Raw genomic sequence first — 17,269 nt, 5'->3', positions numbered from 1 at the left:
AATCCTCCTATTTATCAGGGCTAAACTTACCTTTTACTAGGCCATCAGCTAAGAAAACATTTATTTCTTTCTCCTCTGACATTCTTTTTACGGTATTTATAACACCACTTTCATCCTCTATTATAGCATAACCTTTATTAAGTAGGTTACATGGATTTTGTGCCATTAAAAGATTATTTAGTCCAGATAATTTTTCTTTTTCAAGATTAATCTTGTTAACTATGTTAGAATTGAGCCTTTCTTTAAGCTTTTCTACTACCATATAATTATTAACAATCCTAGTCATAGGTGAGTTTAACTTAAGTATTCTGCTTAATGAATCCACCTTATTTTTTTCTAATTGAAGCTTGTTAGCTATAATACTTCCCATTCTATTATTCATATATTCTATTGCATCTTCTATATCTGATTGCAAAGGTATAGCTATTTCAGCTCCTTGTGATGGAGTAGCTGCTCTTACATCACTCACAAAATCAGAAATAGTAAAATCCACTTCATGTCCAACAGCTGATATTATAGGTATTTTCGATTTAAATATAGCCTTTGCTAATTCTTCTTCATTAAAGTTCCATAGTTCTTCTATAGAACCTCCACCTCTACCTATTATTATTACATCTACTGATTTAGTTCTATTAAAGTATTTTATACCATCAATAACTTCCTTGTAAGCTCCAATTCCTTGAACCTTAGCTGGATAAAGCACTAAATCTACTAATCTATTTCTTCTTCTAGAAACATTTATAATATCTCTAATTGCAGCACCAGTTGGAGATGTAACTATTCCTACTCTACTAGGAAACTTAGGTACTTCTTTTTTTAATTCTTCATCAAAGTATCCTTCTTTACTAAGTTTTTCTTTTAATCTTTCAAACTTTATGTAAAGTTCCCCTCTACCTTCCTGTTCAATAGTATCGCAATAAAGCTGTATACTACCATTTTGAGGGTAAATAGAAGCTCTTCCTCCAATTACTACTCCCATTCCTTCTTCTAAAGTAAGATTAAGCATAATTGCCTTACTTCTAAACATAACACAGTTTATTTTCCCCCCTTCATCCTTAAGAGAAAAATAAATATGTCCACTAGAATGGTATTTTAAATTAGAAATCTCTCCTTTTACAGAGAGATTATTAAGTATAAAATCATTATCTATTATTCGTTTTAAATAATTATTAACCTCACTAACAGTTAAAGTCTTAATCTTCATACTCTTCTGCCGCCTTGCAAGCATTTTTTATTAAAAGTGTTGTAGTTAATGCTCCTACTCCTCCTGGTACTGGAGTTAAATATGAAGCCTTATCTATAACTTTGTCAAAATCTACATCTCCTGTTATTTTACCTTCAAAGGATGAAGTTCCAACATCTATAACTACTGCACCTTCTTTTACATAAGTCTCATCTAAGAATTTAGGTTTACCTATTGCTACAACTAAAATATCAGCTCTTTTACAAACCTCTTTTAAATCCTTAGTTCTTGAATGACATATAGTTACTGTAGCATTCTCCTTTAGTAACAGTTGCGCTACAGGCTTTCCAACTATATTACTTCTACCAATAACAACTGCTTCTTTTCCGCTCAAATTAATACCTAAACTTTTAATTAGGGTGACAACTGAATTCGGGGTACAAGGTAAGAAACCATCTTCGCCCATATATAACTTACCTTGTGATTCAAAAGTTAAGCAGTCAATATCTTTTTTAGGAGATATTCTAGCTACTGCTTCCTTTTCATCAATACCTTTTGGTAGAGGAAGTTGAATTATAATACCATGAACTTTCTTGTCTTCATTTAATTTATCAATAGTATTTAACAATTCTTCTTTGGATGTATCCTCTGAAAGTTCAACTCTCTTAAAAAGAATTCCTAAAGATGTAGCAACCTTCTCTTGACTATTCATGTAATAAATAGAACCACCATCATTTCCTACAAGAATTGATGCTATTTGAGGAATATCTTTTCCTTCTTTTATTCTTTTGTCTACATAGCTCTTTATTTCTTCTTTTATATTAGTTGCAATTTCTCTACCATTTATAATTTGCCCCATTTTATTTCCCCCTATATATTTTTTAGAACCTTATCTAAAACTCCGTTAACAAATGAAACTGACTTTTCATCTGAATATCTCTTTGTTAATTCTAGTGCTTCATTTAAAGCAACCTTTTCTGGAACATCTTCTACATAAAGCATTTCATATATTCCCATTTCTAAAATGCAAAGATTAATTTTAGAAATTCTGTCAAGCTTCCAGTTTTGTAAATTCTTTTCTATTATTGCATCTAACTCAGCTCTCTTTTCATTAATTCCTTGTAATATATTATTTATGTAACCAAAATCTATACCATCTAGACATTCTTCACTGTTCTCTTTGAACATTTCTATAACTTCTTGTGGTGTATCTTTACTTAAGGTCATTCCAAATACTAATTCTAATGCTTTTTCTCTTGAATCTTTTCTACTCATTATTTCCTCCAAATTTAAATCTATATAAATATTTATTACCTTTATTATAGACTTTATAAAAATATAATAAACGACTTTTATTATTTTATCACAAGGGAACTAAGCTTTCCACAAAAAATCACCCATTATTAACTATTTTATCATCTCGAAACCATATAGTTATATTTATTACAAATTATTCTTTAAAGCTTTAAGGAATATAACAGCTCTCCATTTATAATTTCTCCTGTATTTTTAAACCCAACATCTTCATAAAGATTTTTAGCTTTTATATTTTCTGGATAGAATGATAAAAATATTTCCTTGCATTCTTTAAGCTTTTTCATTTCTTCTATTATTATTTTAATTGCTTCTTTACCATAACCTCTTCCTTGATATTTATGATGGATCATTAATCTACATAACTCATAAAAATTATCCTCATAGCAATATCCATACATAGTAAATCCAATGATTTTATCTTCATCATATATTCCTTTTGTAATCCATCCATTTTCTATTTTAGATTGAGCTAGGGATAAAGTATTAGATGGAATAAATTCTTCAAATACAAAATGCTGATTGCTTTTGTCTGTTGTTAAAGCTATACACTCTAACCAATTCTCTTCATTAATATCTCTTAAATTAATTTTCATATAACAATCCCCCTAAACCACTTCTAATACAATAAATTATAAATCACTTATCCAATTCTTTACAGCATAATTTCTATTCAACATATTTATATATTTTTAACTTCTTATAAATATATAAATACTTAAATACATATTTATATATTTATAACTTAATTTTATTTCAAAAAAAGAAACTACATCTCTGTAGTTTCTCCACCAATTTTATTTTGCTACAATAACTTTTAACTCATTAAATTTATTCCACGTCTCTTCATCTTCAAGCATCTTATCCATATACTGTCCTAATACTGCTTCTATATACGATCTTGAATAATTATAACTTTTTTTCTCTATGTCCCCTACTTTAAAAGATATATTATCAACGTCCTCTATTAATGTAAATAAAATTGCGCTATTCTTTTGAAGCACATTTTGTGGATTCTCCCAAAAGCTAGCATACTCATCCTTATCATTAGCTCTAATAGCATATTCAACTTCAATATCATTTGAATCTTTTACCCTTTGAACTTTATCTACATAGAGTTCACCTGGTAGCTTCTTTAATATATCATATGCTTTATTATCTTCTAATTTAGAATTCTCATATTTCTTTAATGATTCAATTTTTACTTCTGCAGTTGATAACACATTATCTTTCTTAGTACTACACCCTGTAACAGTAATCATAAGTAAACACAATAATATAATTATGGAAATCTTTTTTCTCATAGAATATACCTCCCACATATAATCCCATTACTATATTACCATATTTTTACATGCAATATGTCTTTTTTATTTATCTTTAGCAAAATTCCACTCTAGAAAGAATTCATTTAAATAATTCTCCATAAACTTATGTCTTTCTTCTGCTATTCTTTTTCCTTCGGTTGTGTTCATCTTATCTTTAAGCTTTAATAATTTTTCATAGAAATGATTTATTGTTGTACTTTTTTTATTTTTCACTTCTTCTAGAGAATTATAACTATTAATACTTATATCTGGATCATATATAGGATTATTTTTATATCCTCCATAGGTAAAGGTTCTTGCTATACCAATAGCTCCAATTGCATCTAATCTATCAGCATCTTGAACAATCTTCCCTTCTATACACTCTTGAGAAGAATCAACAATGCCTCCTTTAAATGAAATTTTTTTTATTATTTTTATAATCCTATCCCTATCACTTTTCTTAACTTGAAGATTCTCTAATAAAGCTTCTATTTCCTTAGTTTCTGTTTTATTATCATTAGAAAATTTCCAGTCTCCAATATCATGAAGTAGAGCGCACATTTCAATAATAAATATGTCTCCCCCTTCTTTTTTATAAATAGCTTTTGAGGTATTATATACCCTTTCTATATGGAACCAATCATGTCCACTCCCTTCATTTATAAGTTTATCTTTTACATATCTCTTCGTTTGTTTTATAATATCTTTCTTATCCATAGTTCTCCTAACTTAAACTATATAGTCTGCAACAATTCTTGAATTAGTAACCTTTTTAACATAAGAAGCAACCTCTACATGTTTAGGATTTATTTGGTAACTATCTAAATCTTCCTTACAGTTAAATTCTGAATATAAAACTATATCATAGGCTTGTTCAGATTTATTAAAATCTATACCAACCTCAATTTTTACTATTTCCTTAATTTTATCCTTTAATCCTTCTAACATATTCTTTATTAATTTAGCATTTTCTTCTTTAGAGTGCCCCTCTGCTTCTTCTTTTAATTTCCACATAACTATATGCTTTATCATTTCTCCACCTCCATTTTTTATAAAACCGAAAAAAAGGAATTATACTATAAAGCATAACTCCTTTTATAAACTATTCTTCTACTTTTTCTTCTTCCTTTGGTAAGTAAATATTTTGTACATAAACATTTACACCACTAACAGTTAAACCTGTCATAGCTTCTACTGTTTTCTTAACGTTCTCTTGAACTTGGCCTACGACATCCATTATTCTTACACCATATTCAACTGAAACTTCAAGTTCAATAGTAGCTCTATCTTCTTCTAAAGTAACCTTTACAGCTTTACCTACTGCTTTTTTTCCTTTAAAAATTTGAGTTATATTATTAGAAACTCCAGTATGTTGGAATCCTACAACTCCTTGTATCTCTTCAGCTGCTATACCAGCTATTACACTTACAACTTCGTCGGATATTTTTACAACCCCAACATTTTCTTCATTGTTGAAATCTTGCATTTTGTTCGCCCTCCTAAGCTTTGTAAAACAAAACTAAATTATCTTACGTTAATTATATCAAAATAGAAAATATATTACAATGTATTATTTTTTCACAGAAATATTAACATCACTAATTCCACAAGCGCTTTGAACTATCTCTTGGATTATAGCTCCTTCTTTTTCAGTAAGCTGATTATCTGACTTAACTATTATGTCAGCTTTTTTACTATCATCAGAAATTTCACAAATAGCATCACTATAACCTTTATTCTTTATATTTGTTTCTATTGTTTTTTGTTGACTTTGTCTTAATGTTATTTTTGTAATCTGTGCAGATGCAGCATCTTTTTGTGATTGTGAAGTCTTCTCATTTTCAACTACATCTTTTAGTCCTTGTATAGCTGAGGCATCATTGTTTTCTCTTGTGCTTCTTGCATCTATAAAGAAATCTGTTTGACTGATTGTTTCCTTATCCTTGTCTTCATCTTTCTCCCCTTCAACCAATGCCCCTGCTAAATCGCTAGCATCATTTAAACCACCATTATTTAATTTTGCTCCTAAAATAGCAGTACATACTATTAATGCTAATAAAGTAAAGATAATCCCAACTTGTTTTTTTGTCATTTTTTATTCCTCCCATCAACTTTCTATTGAATTATATGCTAAATCCCCATAGGATATACATTAACCTTTTCAACTGATATCCCATATAAACTAGATACAGCTTTTTCTATGTCATATCTAACCTTGCTACTTTCTGCACCCTCTGCAGCAATAACAACGCCTATTACCTTAGGCTTATATGTTTTTAAAATTACTGGTGAATTTCCACCAGACTCACTACTCATTACAACCTTAGTTGTGTCATTTTGCTGATCGCTAACTCTCTTTCCACCATTTGTATCTGTTTCTTCTGTTTTTGTTGTTTGGTTTGTACTATCATATGCTGCTACCTTCTCTTCTCCACTCTCAAAGTTAATCATTACATCAACTTCTCCAACTCCATCTATTTTTCTTAGAATGTTTGTAAGTTCAATCTTTTGTTTATCTTCATAAGTAGAGGCAGTAGTGTTTACTTTTGTATTATTTTCTTCAGTGAGAACTTCATTCTTACCATTTAAAAGTCCTGGCGCTAAAATGGTAATGGCTATTAATATAAAACCAATAACTAAAAGCACCGCAAGAATATTACCCATATACTTGTTTTTAAATAATTTACTAACCTCATTCTTTAGCTTCTTAAAATCCATTGATATCCCTCCTTTTTACAAATAATACACTACTATCTTATCCTTACTTATTTCTAATTCATCTGAAAGAAAATCCTTCACCTCTTTTTGAATGCTATCCTCTTCCTTAACATCTTTTTCCTCTTCCCCAATCTTAACTTCCTTTACTTTCTTAACCCCTTTTTCGCTTATTCCTATACGTAATTCATTAATCTGACAAGTCATATTATCAAAATCTACTATGCAATCAAGGTCGCTTTCAAAATTCATATCTTTAAATTCTTTTAATAACTTATTAATGCAGTTTTTATTAAAGTTATCCTTAAAACTGTCCTCTCTAAGTTGCTGTGTTGCTATAGTAGTATCCTCTTTACTTATGCCTTCTTCTATCTCTTTATCATATTGATCAATAATAGATGTTAAGGCTGTTTCCCCCTGTGAAAAGAACTTTACAATTGGATTTAATAATACAGCTACCAGTATTAGACCCATTACAAACTTCAAATATTTTTTCATGCTGTTATCTGGTCCAACAAGCTCTATAGCTGTAATAAATATTAATGTAGTAACAAGTGTTGTTATAAAACCTTTAATTAACTCCATCTCTTATCCCCCCACAATAAACTTTCCAGCAGAGGCCATAATTGCTAACAAAACAAAGAACATTAAACTTACGCTTAAAACGCATGATAACAACAATACCAATGAATCCCCTGTTGCTGCAATTGTACTTGTTATTCTTTTATCACTTATTGGCTCTACAAGTGCTGCTGACATTTTATATATAAATGTCATAAGAACCATTTTTATTATTGGATATAGAATGATAAGTATTATAACCATAAGTCCAATTCCACTTATTGCATTTTTTATAATTAAGGAATATCCAGCAACTGATGTAATTGCATCTGAAAAAGCTTTACCTACTATAGGTATAAAATTATCTACTGCAAATTTTGTTGTTTTTAAAGCAACAGCATCTATCGTTGTACTAGTTATACCTCTTATTGTTAAAAGAGCTATAAAAGAGGTAATTATTATTCCTTGGATCCATACTGTCCACTGCTTTAATAATTTACACAGGTTATCTATTTTATGCTCTTCCGAAAGATTGTTAGCAAATTGTAGAACAAAACCTACCATAATTAATGGAATTATTACAGTTACATATATCCTTGGTATTATTACAACTGCTGCCATTACAATTGGGTCTATGGTTGCTGCTTGAGTAACACCTCCTGCTAAAGCTATCATTGTAACCAAAACAGGTAAAATTGCTGCCATAAAATCTGCTACACCATTAATAACATCTTTTGCTACAGATATTGATATTAAAAAGCTTTTTGAAAGAAGCATAACCATAACTGCATAACATGCATAAAAAGCTATCTGAGATATACTTTTTGTACTAAAAGCATCCTGTAGATTTTTTAACAAGGTACATAATATAGCTATTACTATCATTGAAATAGCAAGCTTTAATACACTACCAACTTCTTTAAATAGAAGAGAAACTACAGCCTTGCCTAACTGTGAAAAGGATAGGTTACCCTTTCCATTTGTTATATAGCTTTTTACATATTCAACAGGGTCAAGATCATTCATAAGCTCAACATCTACCTTCATCTTATTGATATAATCATAAAGTCCCATTAAATCTTTATTTGTTTCAGGATCTATCATTCCCTCATCTACTATTGTCTCAATAGCCGATTTATTTTCTTCTTCTTCTGCATTAACTATAGCTGTTGGAGATATGATAGAAAAAATACATATGTTTATCACTAATAAAATCATAAGTCTCTTAAATCTCTTCATATTTACACCTACAAAATTTGTAATATAGAGTCTAATACAGCCATCAATATTGGAATTGCTAAAACTAGTATGAACATCTTCCCTGAAAACTCAACCTTGGATGCTAAACTTCCAGCCCCTGCATCCTTGCATATTTCACTTGCAAAACTGGCCAGATATGCTATAGCTAATATCTTAAGTACTATCTGTATATAAACTGTATCTATACCTGCTCTATCAGCTATGTTCTTCAGGAAATTAACTACTTCACTAACTTGTGAAATACAATATATAAAAATCACTACACCAGCAGCTAAAAGAATTAAGGCTGCTAGGTCTCCTCTTTTATCTTTAAAAAGTAAATATAAAAATAGGGCAACAAGCGCAAAGGAAATAACCTTTAAAATCATCATCTTACTATCACCTAGAACATAAACATTGTCTTTACTGTATTAAACAAATTACTAATTAATGAAATTATCATAATTAATATAATTACTATTCCTGCTATGTTAGTGATAGCTGCTATTTCACTTTTTCCACTACTAGTTAAAACCTTGTCCAATATCACCAAAATAATTCCTGCCCCACCTATTTTAAAAAGTATACTTAAATCCAGCATAATCTTCCTCCTAATCTACAATAAAAATATGGATATCATTGCCCCAAAACACATTCCTAAATATCTATAAAGCTTTGTATTCTTTTTAGATTCTTCTCCAGCTTCTTTTATATTTATCTTTAAGTTTTCTAATGCTAGATTAAAAATCTTCTCTTGCCCATAAACCCCAGAGTAACCTAAGGATTTTAGAAAATCTCCTAAGATATCCTTATCTTCTTTATTCAAATAAACCTCTTCTTTAACATCTTCATAATTTTCTTTAAAGGCTATATAAACATCTCCTATTTCCCCATTTTTCAAGTCATCTGAAACGTTTGATATTAGTTTATTAAATGGCTCCTTGCTTTTTTTTGATATTTCATACAAGGCTTCTGGTAATGGTGTTGTATTAAATACAACTTCATTTTGTAATAGTAATACCCCTTTATAGCATTCGTTAAGATTTAATAACCTTTTTCTAAAACTCTCACCATAAATATACCCTGCAAAAGTAAATATAGAGAAAATACTAATTATCAATATAATCTTGACCACTTTTTTTCTCCTCCTTTGCTTAATGAATAAACATTCTCTACTGTCCCAACACCCTCTCTATTGCTCAGCAAAATAACTCTTTCTACAACGTTATTTTCCAATAGCTCTTTAAAAACACTTCTGTTTGTTAAATCATCAATACTTTCTCCATGTAAGGTTACAATAATGTTTACTCCTGAATTAAAAGCCATAATAAGTGCTTCAATATCCTTTAATGTTCCTATTTCATCACATATAATAATCTCTGGTGATAAACTTCTTATGGCCATAATTAACCCTTCACTTTTTAAACAATTATCAAGAACATCAGTCCTTATTCCAACTTTCATTTGAGGTACTCCAAGATAACTAGCTGCAATTTCACTTCTTTCATCTATAATTGATATCTTTTTGCCCCTATCAGATAGGTTCCTTGCAATATCTCTTAGAATAGTTGTTTTACCACACTTAGGTGGTGAAATAATCAAGGTATTTAATACCTTTTTATCTTCCACTATATATTTCATAACTTTTTTTGAACACCCAAGTATCTCCCTACAAATTCTTATATTTAATGAAGAAATATTTCTTATAGTTTTTACTTTTCCATTATCCATAACACACTCACCTGCTAGTCCAACTCTGTGCCCTCCTCGTATAGTTATGAATCCTTGTCTTATTTCTTCTTCATAGGCATATAATGAATAGTTAGAAATTCTTTGAAGTATGTACTTTATGTCTTCTCTTCCCAATATATAGCTAAGTACCACCTCACCTTTAGATGATGTAATTATTATTGGTTTCTCTATTTTTAACCTTATCTCTTGTAAAGCATTATCTTTCAAATATTCTCCTAAAGCCTCTACGACTCTAGGTGGAAATAATTTTACTATTCCCTCATCCAAAATATCCATCACTTCCTCCTCCCTAGTTTGATTCCTATATAATTTCTATTTACGTAATTTAAAAATTATAACCTTATTTTATAAAAATATGTGAACTAATTATTTTGCATAAAAAAATTGGGGTGGATATTTATTTTTCTCCTTCCGTCGCAAGCTCCAAGTCACAGAAAAATAAATATCCCCCCGCTCCTACTAAAGGTAAGGAATAAAAAAAAGAATCCTAAAAAGGATTCTTAAAAATTATTTCACTATATTTTCTCCACAATATGGACATGGTATATTATCTTCTTCTAATGCAGAGGCTTCAATAAATATAGGTTTTCCACATTTACTACAGCTAACTTCTGTATACTCTGATTCAAATTCATCTAAATCTTCTAATGATACTTCCTCAAACAATTCTTCTTGAATTTCTGATATATCATCATCCATATACTTTAAGTTTTCAGAAAGAACAGCTTCATTCACCATAATTTCTTCAATTTTATTACTTAATCCCTCTAAAATTGAAGAAATATTGTTAAAAACGCTTTTATACTCTGATTTATCTATAGTTGAAATTTCTTCTTTTAATTTTTCTATATTATTTCTTATTTCCTTCATACAAACACTTCCTTGTATGTATTTCATAGATAGCAAAAAGTTGCTAAGCAAATTGAACTTAGCAACTTTCTTAATATTAAACTCTTTCCATGTAATCGCCAGTTCTTGTATCTACTCTTATAGTATCTCCTTCATTAACGAACATTGGAACATTAACTACTGCACCTGTTTCAACTGTAGCAGGCTTTAATGCATTTGTAGCAGTATTACCCTTTACACCTGGTTCACAGTGAGTGATTTGTAATTCTACGAAGTTTGGAGCTTCTACTGAGAAAGCTTCTCCCTTATAGAACTTAATTATTGCAAACATATTTTCCTTTAAGAACTTTATAGCATCTTCTACTTTTTCATAGTTTAGTGGAATTTGCTCATATGTTTCTTGATCCATGAAGTAGTATAATTCTCCATCGCTATAAAGGTATTGCATTTCTTTTCTTTCAATAACTGCTTCTTGGAACTTTGCAGTTGGGTTGAAAGTTGTATCTGTAACACCACCAGATATAACATTTCTTAACTTTGTTCTAACGAAAGCTGCTCCCTTACCTGGTTTAACGTGTAAGAAGTCTACAACTGTGTAAACTTGTCCTTCATGTTCAAAAGTCGTACCTTTTCTTAAATCTCCTGCTGATATCATTTAAATATCCCTCCAAAATGTATAAGTTTCAAATATAAATACCTAAAATATACGATACTCTTATTGCATCTAACAATTTCCGTATACACAACAAATTTATTTTATCAGAAGAAAACTAGAATTGCAATTATTTTAGTCACTTCTACCTAAAATTCTCCTATTATGAATATTTAAATGTAAAATTTCCATATATAGTATCTGAGTGTAATTCTAACGAATAATCTAAAATATTTAACTTATCTAGAGAATTTATTTTCTTCAAAAACTCCCCATTTTCTCCGCTTATTACGCCATTAATAATATAATCTTCTCCTGATTTATAAATATTTTTCACTTCTATTGTGTTATCATTTAAGTATTCTAAAACTTCTGTAAGCGAGTATTTTTTTACTATAACTTTTTCTGTCAGTGTAGGCTTTGCCTCTTCTTTTTTAGAATAAAATATAAAGTAGGATTCAATACCTATAAAAATCAATAAAACTATAGCTAGTATTTTATTTTTCATACTATTACCTCTTTATTAGTTCTATTTTATATTTATCATCGCCAAGATAATATATATTATTTATAGATACCTTATCATCTTTACTTAATTGCTCTAAAGTTTCATTGTTGCTTACTTCTAGTGAGGCATTATTTTTAACTATATTTCCTTTTACGCCATTCTTATTTAAACTAAGCCAAAATATAACTTCATCCTTTTTTATACAATTTGCACTCGCATATTCTACATTTTCTATTTTAACCTCTTCTTTAGTATTTATACTTCTTAATGAAAACGGTAATAAGATAAGTGCTGTGATTATTAAAATATATAATCCTCTTTTTTCATCCTTTGAATCTTTCCTCACCTTATCATTTACATATTCTATTGGTAGAAAATTTTTATTTATAAACTTTTTTTGCATTTAATACCTCTCCAAAATCCTTTATGACAAAAGTGTTATAACTCTCTGGAAACTCTTTTGAAATGCCCTCTTCAATGTATGTTTTTAGATTTTTCTCTCTTTCCACTTCTAGATATTTCTCAATAAACCTTGAAAGGCTAGTGTCTACAAAACTTCTAGCTATAAAATTATTATCACATGAAATATAATAGTAGTTTCCCTTATAACTAAATAAAGTTTCCCAGTTCTTTTCCCTTACATTCTTTTTAAACTTTTTAAAAAAACACATCTGAATAGGCTCTACTGTAATAGATGCTGCTCCTTGGCATAATTCACGTATTTTCATTCCACCTTTAACAGCATATATTATAAGTTCACCTTTTCTTCTAGAAAATTCATAATGAAACAAAAAATCTTCACTACTTCCAAAAGCTCTTTCTATTACAGTCTGAATTTCTTCTTCCTTAACTTTAACTTTTCTATTTAGCTTTATCTTTTTTGTATATAAATCCTCTCCTAAAATTATTACTTTTCTCTTTTTACCTAATTTAATTCCCCTTAGGATTTCCAAAGAAAAATTGTATGTATTATTTTTATAGAAAATTTTTTCATTACATATTTCTATTAAATTATTTTCCACTAAACACCTCCATTTTAATACCTATAACTATAAGGTATTAAACTTTTTCCACTACCATCTTCTTTTAAAAATGTATAATTTTCATCATTACCTAAAATAAAAACCTTTTTATTTATGTCATATTTCAAAAAAACATTTTCTCTTATATATACCTTGTCATCACTATTATTTTTCAAGTAATTTATAGCAGTGTTATTAACTATTAAATAATTATCTAACTCTTCTATTTCACATTCTAAATTATAACTTTTCATATCTTTGCTATAATACTGATCAAATTTTTCCCTCTTTAGTCCATTTATTATCATTGTCACTAATACTGTAGAAAAGAAAGATATTAACATTAATATATAAATGAGATTAATTAATACATAACCTTTTTCTTTTCTTAAATACATTTAATGTACCTCTCTCCCCCTTTAGTTATTTCTGCATATACTAGATTTCCTTTTTTATAAACCTTAAAATCCTCTATGCTTTCTATTATTGGATTATTGCTTACCTCTTGAACATTAGTTTCATTGTAATGAACAATACTTAAATTATTTCCTCTCTTTAAAACCCTTTTTATCTTATAATTTTCAATTCCTATATTTTCATATATTTCAACTGTATCTTCACTTTTATCTACTTTAAACACATCCTCTTTAGACGAAAAGTAATCAATTGTACTAAAAGCATTATAAACTTGATTGATTTCTCTACTTTTAATAATTAAATTTCTAGTGTAGTTATAAGCTTCTATAGCTGTACTTACTGCAATTGAAATTATTATTAATGATATGCTCAAATAAATTGTTGTTTCTAGTAAAGTGAATCCTTTATTAGAATTAGTATTTACAAGCTTCCCATTACCTTTTGCTCTAATACCTTTTCACCATCCTCTAACCTTATGACAAACTCTTTTCTTTCATCACTAAATTCTATCATCAAAAAGTTGCTTTCCTCACTATATGCAATATCTAACAAGTCCTTACTTTTTAACTCTTCAAGTAAATTTTTATCATACGGAATCTTAACCTTATTTCTAACTGCTTTACTTTTAAATTTCTCTTTATCTAAGTTGTATCTTATTTCATTTACTACTGCATGAAAGCATTCATAAGTTTCTCTATCTTCCTTTTCATTTTGTAGATATTTATTTGCTGAAATTGCTAGATTAAAAGCTAAAAGTCCAATTATACTTAATATAAAAAGACCAGCCACTAATTCTAAAAGTATATTTCCCTTTTCTTTTCTAACCATTTTTTCTTTTACCCACATAAATATTATTCACTGTTGGATTAATAGAGAGCTGATATTTATTGTTTCTGCTGTCTTTAAGAAGTGTAGTTTTAGATTGTACTATTCCGTATTTACTAATATCATAGCTATCAACTATCGGATAAAATAAAACATAATCATTATCAATCATTATACTCTTTTCCAATTCCCTTTTAATCTTAGTGTCACCTCCGCTACTAAATAAAATAATAAACTTATCTTCATATTCTCTTAATTTTATAGTCCCAATAACACCATTGTTCTTACAATAATCTCTTCCATAACAAAAAGTGTCCTCTAACTCATATAAAAAATTCTCTACTTTTATATTTTCCTCAAAACTTTTATAAAGATTATAACCACTAAAGCTAAATGAAAGTATAATCCCAAGTATTAGCATTACTACTACCAATTCTATAAGCGTATATCCCTTCTTCAACTACATAACTCCTCCATAAATCATATCGAACATAGGTAATACAAATACCCATATAAATACCAAAACCCCAAGAGCCATAGTTATGATTAAAGTTGGTTGAATTAATGATAAGAGCTTTGAAATACTCTCTTTTGTTCTCTTTTCCAATCTCTCTTCTGCCTTTTTTACCCTTACTGTAAGTGACCCACTATTCTCACCAAGCTTTATCATTGATATTGAATACTTAGATAGGAAACTTAAATTACTTATGCACTCACTAAGTTCTTTTCCCTTTAATATCTCTTCATTTATTCCCTTTAAAATGTCACTTAGAAATTTTATATCATTTGAATCTGAGCAGTAACTAAAACCTATTGGCAAAGATACACCACTATCTAAAATTAATGACAAAATCAACATAAATATAAATTCTTCTAACTCTTTCACAATTTTTACTTTTCTAATGAACTTAAATCTTCCTTTAAAGTATTTTGAAACTTGAAAAATTATTAATGGAATTATAGGTAGATAGCATATAACGCTTACTATAGACAAAATAGGACTATCATTAAAACTTAGTTTTAAATTATATAAGAATTCGGCAACTTTTGGCGCCTCACTTCCTGCATTTTTATAACTCTCATAAAAAGATGGAATAAGTACAAATGCTAAAAAAACTCCTAATAAAATTAAAGTACCTATTAAAAAGCTGGGGTATATTAAAGCATTTTTTATTTCTTTTTTTATGTTACCTAGTTTAGAGTAGAACATTTCAAGCTTATTAAAGGTTCTTCCTAGCTGGCCACTGTTTTCTCCTACCTTTAATATTCCAATAAAAAGTCCTGGATATAGTTCATCAAACTTACTAAAAGCTTCACTTAAGCTTTTTCCTAGTAAAATATCGTTACGAATATAAGTTATACTATTTTTATAATTTTTACTTAAGGGTAATTCATTTAATAGCTCTAGTCCATCACCTATAGCTATACCATCTTCATACAAGCTCCCCAAGTTTTCAGCTATTATTGTTAAATCACCATAGCTAATCTTCATTTAATTCTTCCCCTTCTAAAATACTTAAATAATCGTAATAATCAATTACCCCTTTTAAAAGTAAATCTCTTAAGCTACTTACCATCTGACAGTTGGAAAGTAAATCTTCCTTTTCATATATTTTACTAAGCTCACCTTTTAACTTCTTATCTATATGATAAACAGATGCAATTAGTTGCCTACCAATATATCCACTATTATTACAAATATTGCAGCCACACTTTTTGTATATTTCTATACTTTCTCCATTAAGGTCTATAACTCCAATTTCCTCTTTACATTTACATAATAGCTTTATTAACCTTTGAGAAATAATACCTACTAAAGCATCTTTTATTAGGTAGCCCTTTACTCCCATTTCTTCAAGCCTTAAATACACTTCTCTTGGTGATTTCGTATGTATTGTAGAATACACCTTATGCCCTGTTATTGCAGATCTAACAGCCATTTTCGCAGTTTCTTCGTCTCTAATTTCTCCAACCATTATCACATTAGGATCCTGTCTTAATAGACTACGCAAACCTTCAACAAAGGTAAGTCCAATTTTATAATTTAAATTCACTTGATTTATCCCCTTCATTGTTACCTCAACTGGGTCTTCGAGGGTTGATATATTTATATCGTCATCCTTTATTTCATTTAAAATTGTATAAAGTGTTGTTGATTTACCACTTCCTGTTGGTCCATTAACTAGCACAAGTCCATTTTTAAGTCTAATAATTCTGCTTAATGTTTCTTGCTGTTCCCTAGTAAACTGTAAATCTTCTATAGGGGTTAAAAATCTATCACTATAAAGAATTCTAAGAACAATTTTCTCTCCATATATAACTGGCACTGTAGATAATCTACAATTATATTTTTTATCCTTACACCACATAAAAAGCTTCCCATCCTGGGGTCTTCTTTTTTCCGTAATATCCATGTCAGCCTTAATTTTTAATCTAGATGATATTTTTTGATAATCCTCTAAACTTAATTTTCTTACTAATGTTAATGAGCCATTTATTCTAAATCTAATATTTAACCCATTTTCTTCTGGTTCATAGTGTATATCACTTGCATTACATGCTATAGCTTCTTCAAATATCACTGCTTCTATATCTTCCATTTTAAAATTCAACATATTCTGAATTAGCTCTAAAATTTCATCTTTTTCTCTATAAATAAGTTTTATTTTCTTGTTAAACAAAAAACTTAATATATCAATTATTTCATTATTGGGTGTTTCTGTTGCTGCAATATAAACATTTTTTTCATCTTCATAAATAGGTAAGATTCCATACTCTTTTGCTTGATTTATAGACAATTTTCTTGCTACTCTTATATCTATTTTATCTATTAATCTATCATTATTTGACAACTTTACACCTCCACTTCTAGAACCTTGCCATCTTGGCCACATAATATACAAAAAAATAAAAATAGGTAAG

Annotated in this window: 27 protein-coding genes; all 27 read right to left on the bottom strand. The window is 28.8% G+C overall.

The features are described 5' to 3' along the window. Nucleotides 1-7 precede the first annotated feature (7 nt). The 27 genes from xseA to DR024_RS15790 all read right to left on the bottom strand — a co-directional run bounded on the left by xseA (nt 8) and on the right by DR024_RS15790 (nt 17,199). On the bottom strand, nt 8-1,204 hold the full coding sequence (gene xseA / locus DR024_RS15920) for an exodeoxyribonuclease VII large subunit (RefSeq protein ID WP_111919144.1): 1,197 nt from the start codon (nt 1,202-1,204) through the stop codon (nt 8-10). Next, complete coding sequence (locus DR024_RS15915) at nt 1,194-2,042, bottom strand: bifunctional methylenetetrahydrofolate dehydrogenase/methenyltetrahydrofolate cyclohydrolase (RefSeq protein WP_111919142.1); 849 nt, start codon at nt 2,040-2,042, stop codon at nt 1,194-1,196. The genes xseA and DR024_RS15915 overlap by 11 nt, the downstream gene beginning before the upstream one ends. 11 nt (nt 2,043-2,053) lie before the next feature. Further along, nucleotides 2,054-2,458 carry a transcription antitermination factor NusB gene (gene nusB / locus DR024_RS15910; protein ID WP_111919140.1) on the bottom strand — a complete coding sequence of 135 codons (405 nt, stop codon included), beginning with the start codon at nt 2,456-2,458 and terminating at the stop codon, nt 2,054-2,056. A 182-nt stretch (nt 2,459-2,640) separates the two neighbouring features. Further along, nucleotides 2,641-3,093 carry a GNAT family N-acetyltransferase gene (locus tag DR024_RS15905; protein WP_027097692.1) on the bottom strand — a complete coding sequence of 151 codons (453 nt, stop codon included), beginning with the start codon at nt 3,091-3,093 and terminating at the stop codon, nt 2,641-2,643. 201 nt (nt 3,094-3,294) lie between these two features. Continuing rightward, nucleotides 3,295-3,801, bottom strand: a complete 507-nt coding sequence (locus DR024_RS15900; RefSeq protein WP_055254666.1) for a DUF4825 domain-containing protein — start codon at nt 3,799-3,801, stop codon at nt 3,295-3,297. Nucleotides 3,802-3,867: 66 nt separating this feature from the next. Beyond that, the gene (locus tag DR024_RS15895; RefSeq protein ID WP_055183893.1) at nt 3,868-4,524 is read right to left on the bottom strand and encodes an HD domain-containing protein; all 657 of its coding nucleotides are present in this window, start codon (nt 4,522-4,524) and stop codon (nt 3,868-3,870) included. Between the two features lie 12 nt (nt 4,525-4,536). Further along, complete coding sequence (locus DR024_RS15890) at nt 4,537-4,839, bottom strand: Dabb family protein (protein WP_027097689.1); 303 nt, start codon at nt 4,837-4,839, stop codon at nt 4,537-4,539. A gap of 70 nt (nt 4,840-4,909) precedes the next feature. Beyond that, a complete protein-coding gene (locus tag DR024_RS15885; protein ID WP_027097688.1) occupies nt 4,910-5,293 on the bottom strand; it encodes an Asp23/Gls24 family envelope stress response protein in 384 nt (127 codons plus the stop codon). Nucleotides 5,294-5,377: 84 nt separating this feature from the next. After that, on the bottom strand, nt 5,378-5,899 hold the full coding sequence (locus tag DR024_RS15880; RefSeq protein WP_027097687.1) for a SpoIIIAH-like family protein: 522 nt from the start codon (nt 5,897-5,899) through the stop codon (nt 5,378-5,380). A gap of 38 nt (nt 5,900-5,937) precedes the next feature. Beyond that, nucleotides 5,938-6,525, bottom strand: a complete 588-nt coding sequence (locus DR024_RS15875) for a stage III sporulation protein AG (protein ID WP_027097686.1) — start codon at nt 6,523-6,525, stop codon at nt 5,938-5,940. A gap of 15 nt (nt 6,526-6,540) precedes the next feature. Continuing rightward, nucleotides 6,541-7,107, bottom strand: a complete 567-nt coding sequence (gene spoIIIAF, locus DR024_RS15870) for a stage III sporulation protein AF (RefSeq protein ID WP_055183894.1) — start codon at nt 7,105-7,107, stop codon at nt 6,541-6,543. Nucleotides 7,108-7,110: 3 nt separating this feature from the next. Continuing rightward, nucleotides 7,111-8,322, bottom strand: a complete 1,212-nt coding sequence (spoIIIAE, locus tag DR024_RS15865) for a stage III sporulation protein AE (protein ID WP_027097684.1) — start codon at nt 8,320-8,322, stop codon at nt 7,111-7,113. An 8-nt stretch (nt 8,323-8,330) separates the two neighbouring features. Further along, on the bottom strand, nt 8,331-8,714 hold the full coding sequence (gene spoIIIAD / locus DR024_RS15860; RefSeq protein ID WP_055183895.1) for a stage III sporulation protein AD: 384 nt from the start codon (nt 8,712-8,714) through the stop codon (nt 8,331-8,333). 11 nt (nt 8,715-8,725) lie between these two features. Next, nucleotides 8,726-8,923, bottom strand: coding sequence for a stage III sporulation protein AC (spoIIIAC, locus tag DR024_RS15855; RefSeq protein ID WP_027097682.1), 198 nt, complete (start codon nt 8,921-8,923; stop codon nt 8,726-8,728). A 15-nt stretch (nt 8,924-8,938) separates the two neighbouring features. Next, complete coding sequence (gene spoIIIAB, locus DR024_RS15850; RefSeq protein WP_027097681.1) at nt 8,939-9,457, bottom strand: stage III sporulation protein SpoIIIAB; 519 nt, start codon at nt 9,455-9,457, stop codon at nt 8,939-8,941. After that, entirely contained in the window at nt 9,439-10,353 is a 915-nt protein-coding gene (spoIIIAA, locus tag DR024_RS15845) for a stage III sporulation protein AA (protein ID WP_479927490.1), read from the bottom strand. The genes spoIIIAB and spoIIIAA overlap by 19 nt, the downstream gene beginning before the upstream one ends. 228 nt (nt 10,354-10,581) lie before the next feature. Further along, entirely contained in the window at nt 10,582-10,944 is a 363-nt protein-coding gene (locus DR024_RS15840; RefSeq protein ID WP_055183896.1) for a CD1247 N-terminal domain-containing protein, read from the bottom strand. Between the two features lie 76 nt (nt 10,945-11,020). Then, nucleotides 11,021-11,578, bottom strand: a complete 558-nt coding sequence (gene efp / locus DR024_RS15835) for an elongation factor P (RefSeq protein ID WP_027097678.1) — start codon at nt 11,576-11,578, stop codon at nt 11,021-11,023. A 160-nt stretch (nt 11,579-11,738) separates the two neighbouring features. Continuing rightward, nucleotides 11,739-12,083, bottom strand: coding sequence for a hypothetical protein (locus DR024_RS15830; protein WP_027097677.1), 345 nt, complete (start codon nt 12,081-12,083; stop codon nt 11,739-11,741). A gap of 4 nt (nt 12,084-12,087) precedes the next feature. After that, complete coding sequence (locus DR024_RS15825) at nt 12,088-12,486, bottom strand: hypothetical protein (protein WP_055183897.1); 399 nt, start codon at nt 12,484-12,486, stop codon at nt 12,088-12,090. Then, nucleotides 12,464-13,105: a hypothetical protein gene (locus DR024_RS15820; protein WP_027097675.1), complete on the bottom strand. Its 642-nt coding sequence runs from the start codon at nt 13,103-13,105 to the stop codon at nt 12,464-12,466. Before DR024_RS15820 ends, DR024_RS15825 begins: the two co-directional genes overlap by 23 nt. A gap of 14 nt (nt 13,106-13,119) precedes the next feature. Then, on the bottom strand, nt 13,120-13,503 hold the full coding sequence (locus DR024_RS15815) for a hypothetical protein (protein WP_027097674.1): 384 nt from the start codon (nt 13,501-13,503) through the stop codon (nt 13,120-13,122). Beyond that, nucleotides 13,494-13,895, bottom strand: coding sequence for a hypothetical protein (locus DR024_RS15810; RefSeq protein ID WP_055183898.1), 402 nt, complete (start codon nt 13,893-13,895; stop codon nt 13,494-13,496). Before DR024_RS15810 ends, DR024_RS15815 begins: the two co-directional genes overlap by 10 nt. 47 nt (nt 13,896-13,942) lie before the next feature. Then, nucleotides 13,943-14,350 (bottom strand): hypothetical protein, encoded by a 408-nt coding sequence (locus tag DR024_RS15805; RefSeq protein ID WP_141668626.1) that lies wholly within the window; start codon nt 14,348-14,350, stop codon nt 13,943-13,945. After that, nucleotides 14,343-14,807 (bottom strand): type II secretion system protein, encoded by a 465-nt coding sequence (locus DR024_RS15800; protein ID WP_055254658.1) that lies wholly within the window; start codon nt 14,805-14,807, stop codon nt 14,343-14,345. The genes DR024_RS15805 and DR024_RS15800 overlap by 8 nt, the downstream gene beginning before the upstream one ends. Beyond that, nucleotides 14,808-15,839, bottom strand: a complete 1,032-nt coding sequence (locus DR024_RS15795) for a type II secretion system F family protein (RefSeq protein WP_027097671.1) — start codon at nt 15,837-15,839, stop codon at nt 14,808-14,810. Beyond that, nucleotides 15,829-17,199, bottom strand: coding sequence for a GspE/PulE family protein (locus DR024_RS15790; protein WP_242983113.1), 1,371 nt, complete (start codon nt 17,197-17,199; stop codon nt 15,829-15,831). Before DR024_RS15790 ends, DR024_RS15795 begins: the two co-directional genes overlap by 11 nt. Nucleotides 17,200-17,269: the final 70 nt, after the last annotated feature.

The organism is Clostridium paraputrificum, from assembly GCF_900447045.1.
Classification (GTDB): Bacteria; Bacillota; Clostridia; order Clostridiales; family Clostridiaceae; genus Clostridium; species Clostridium paraputrificum.
The sequence above is the reverse complement of the archived record's forward strand: the minus strand, read 5'-3'. Positions and strand labels throughout refer to the sequence as shown.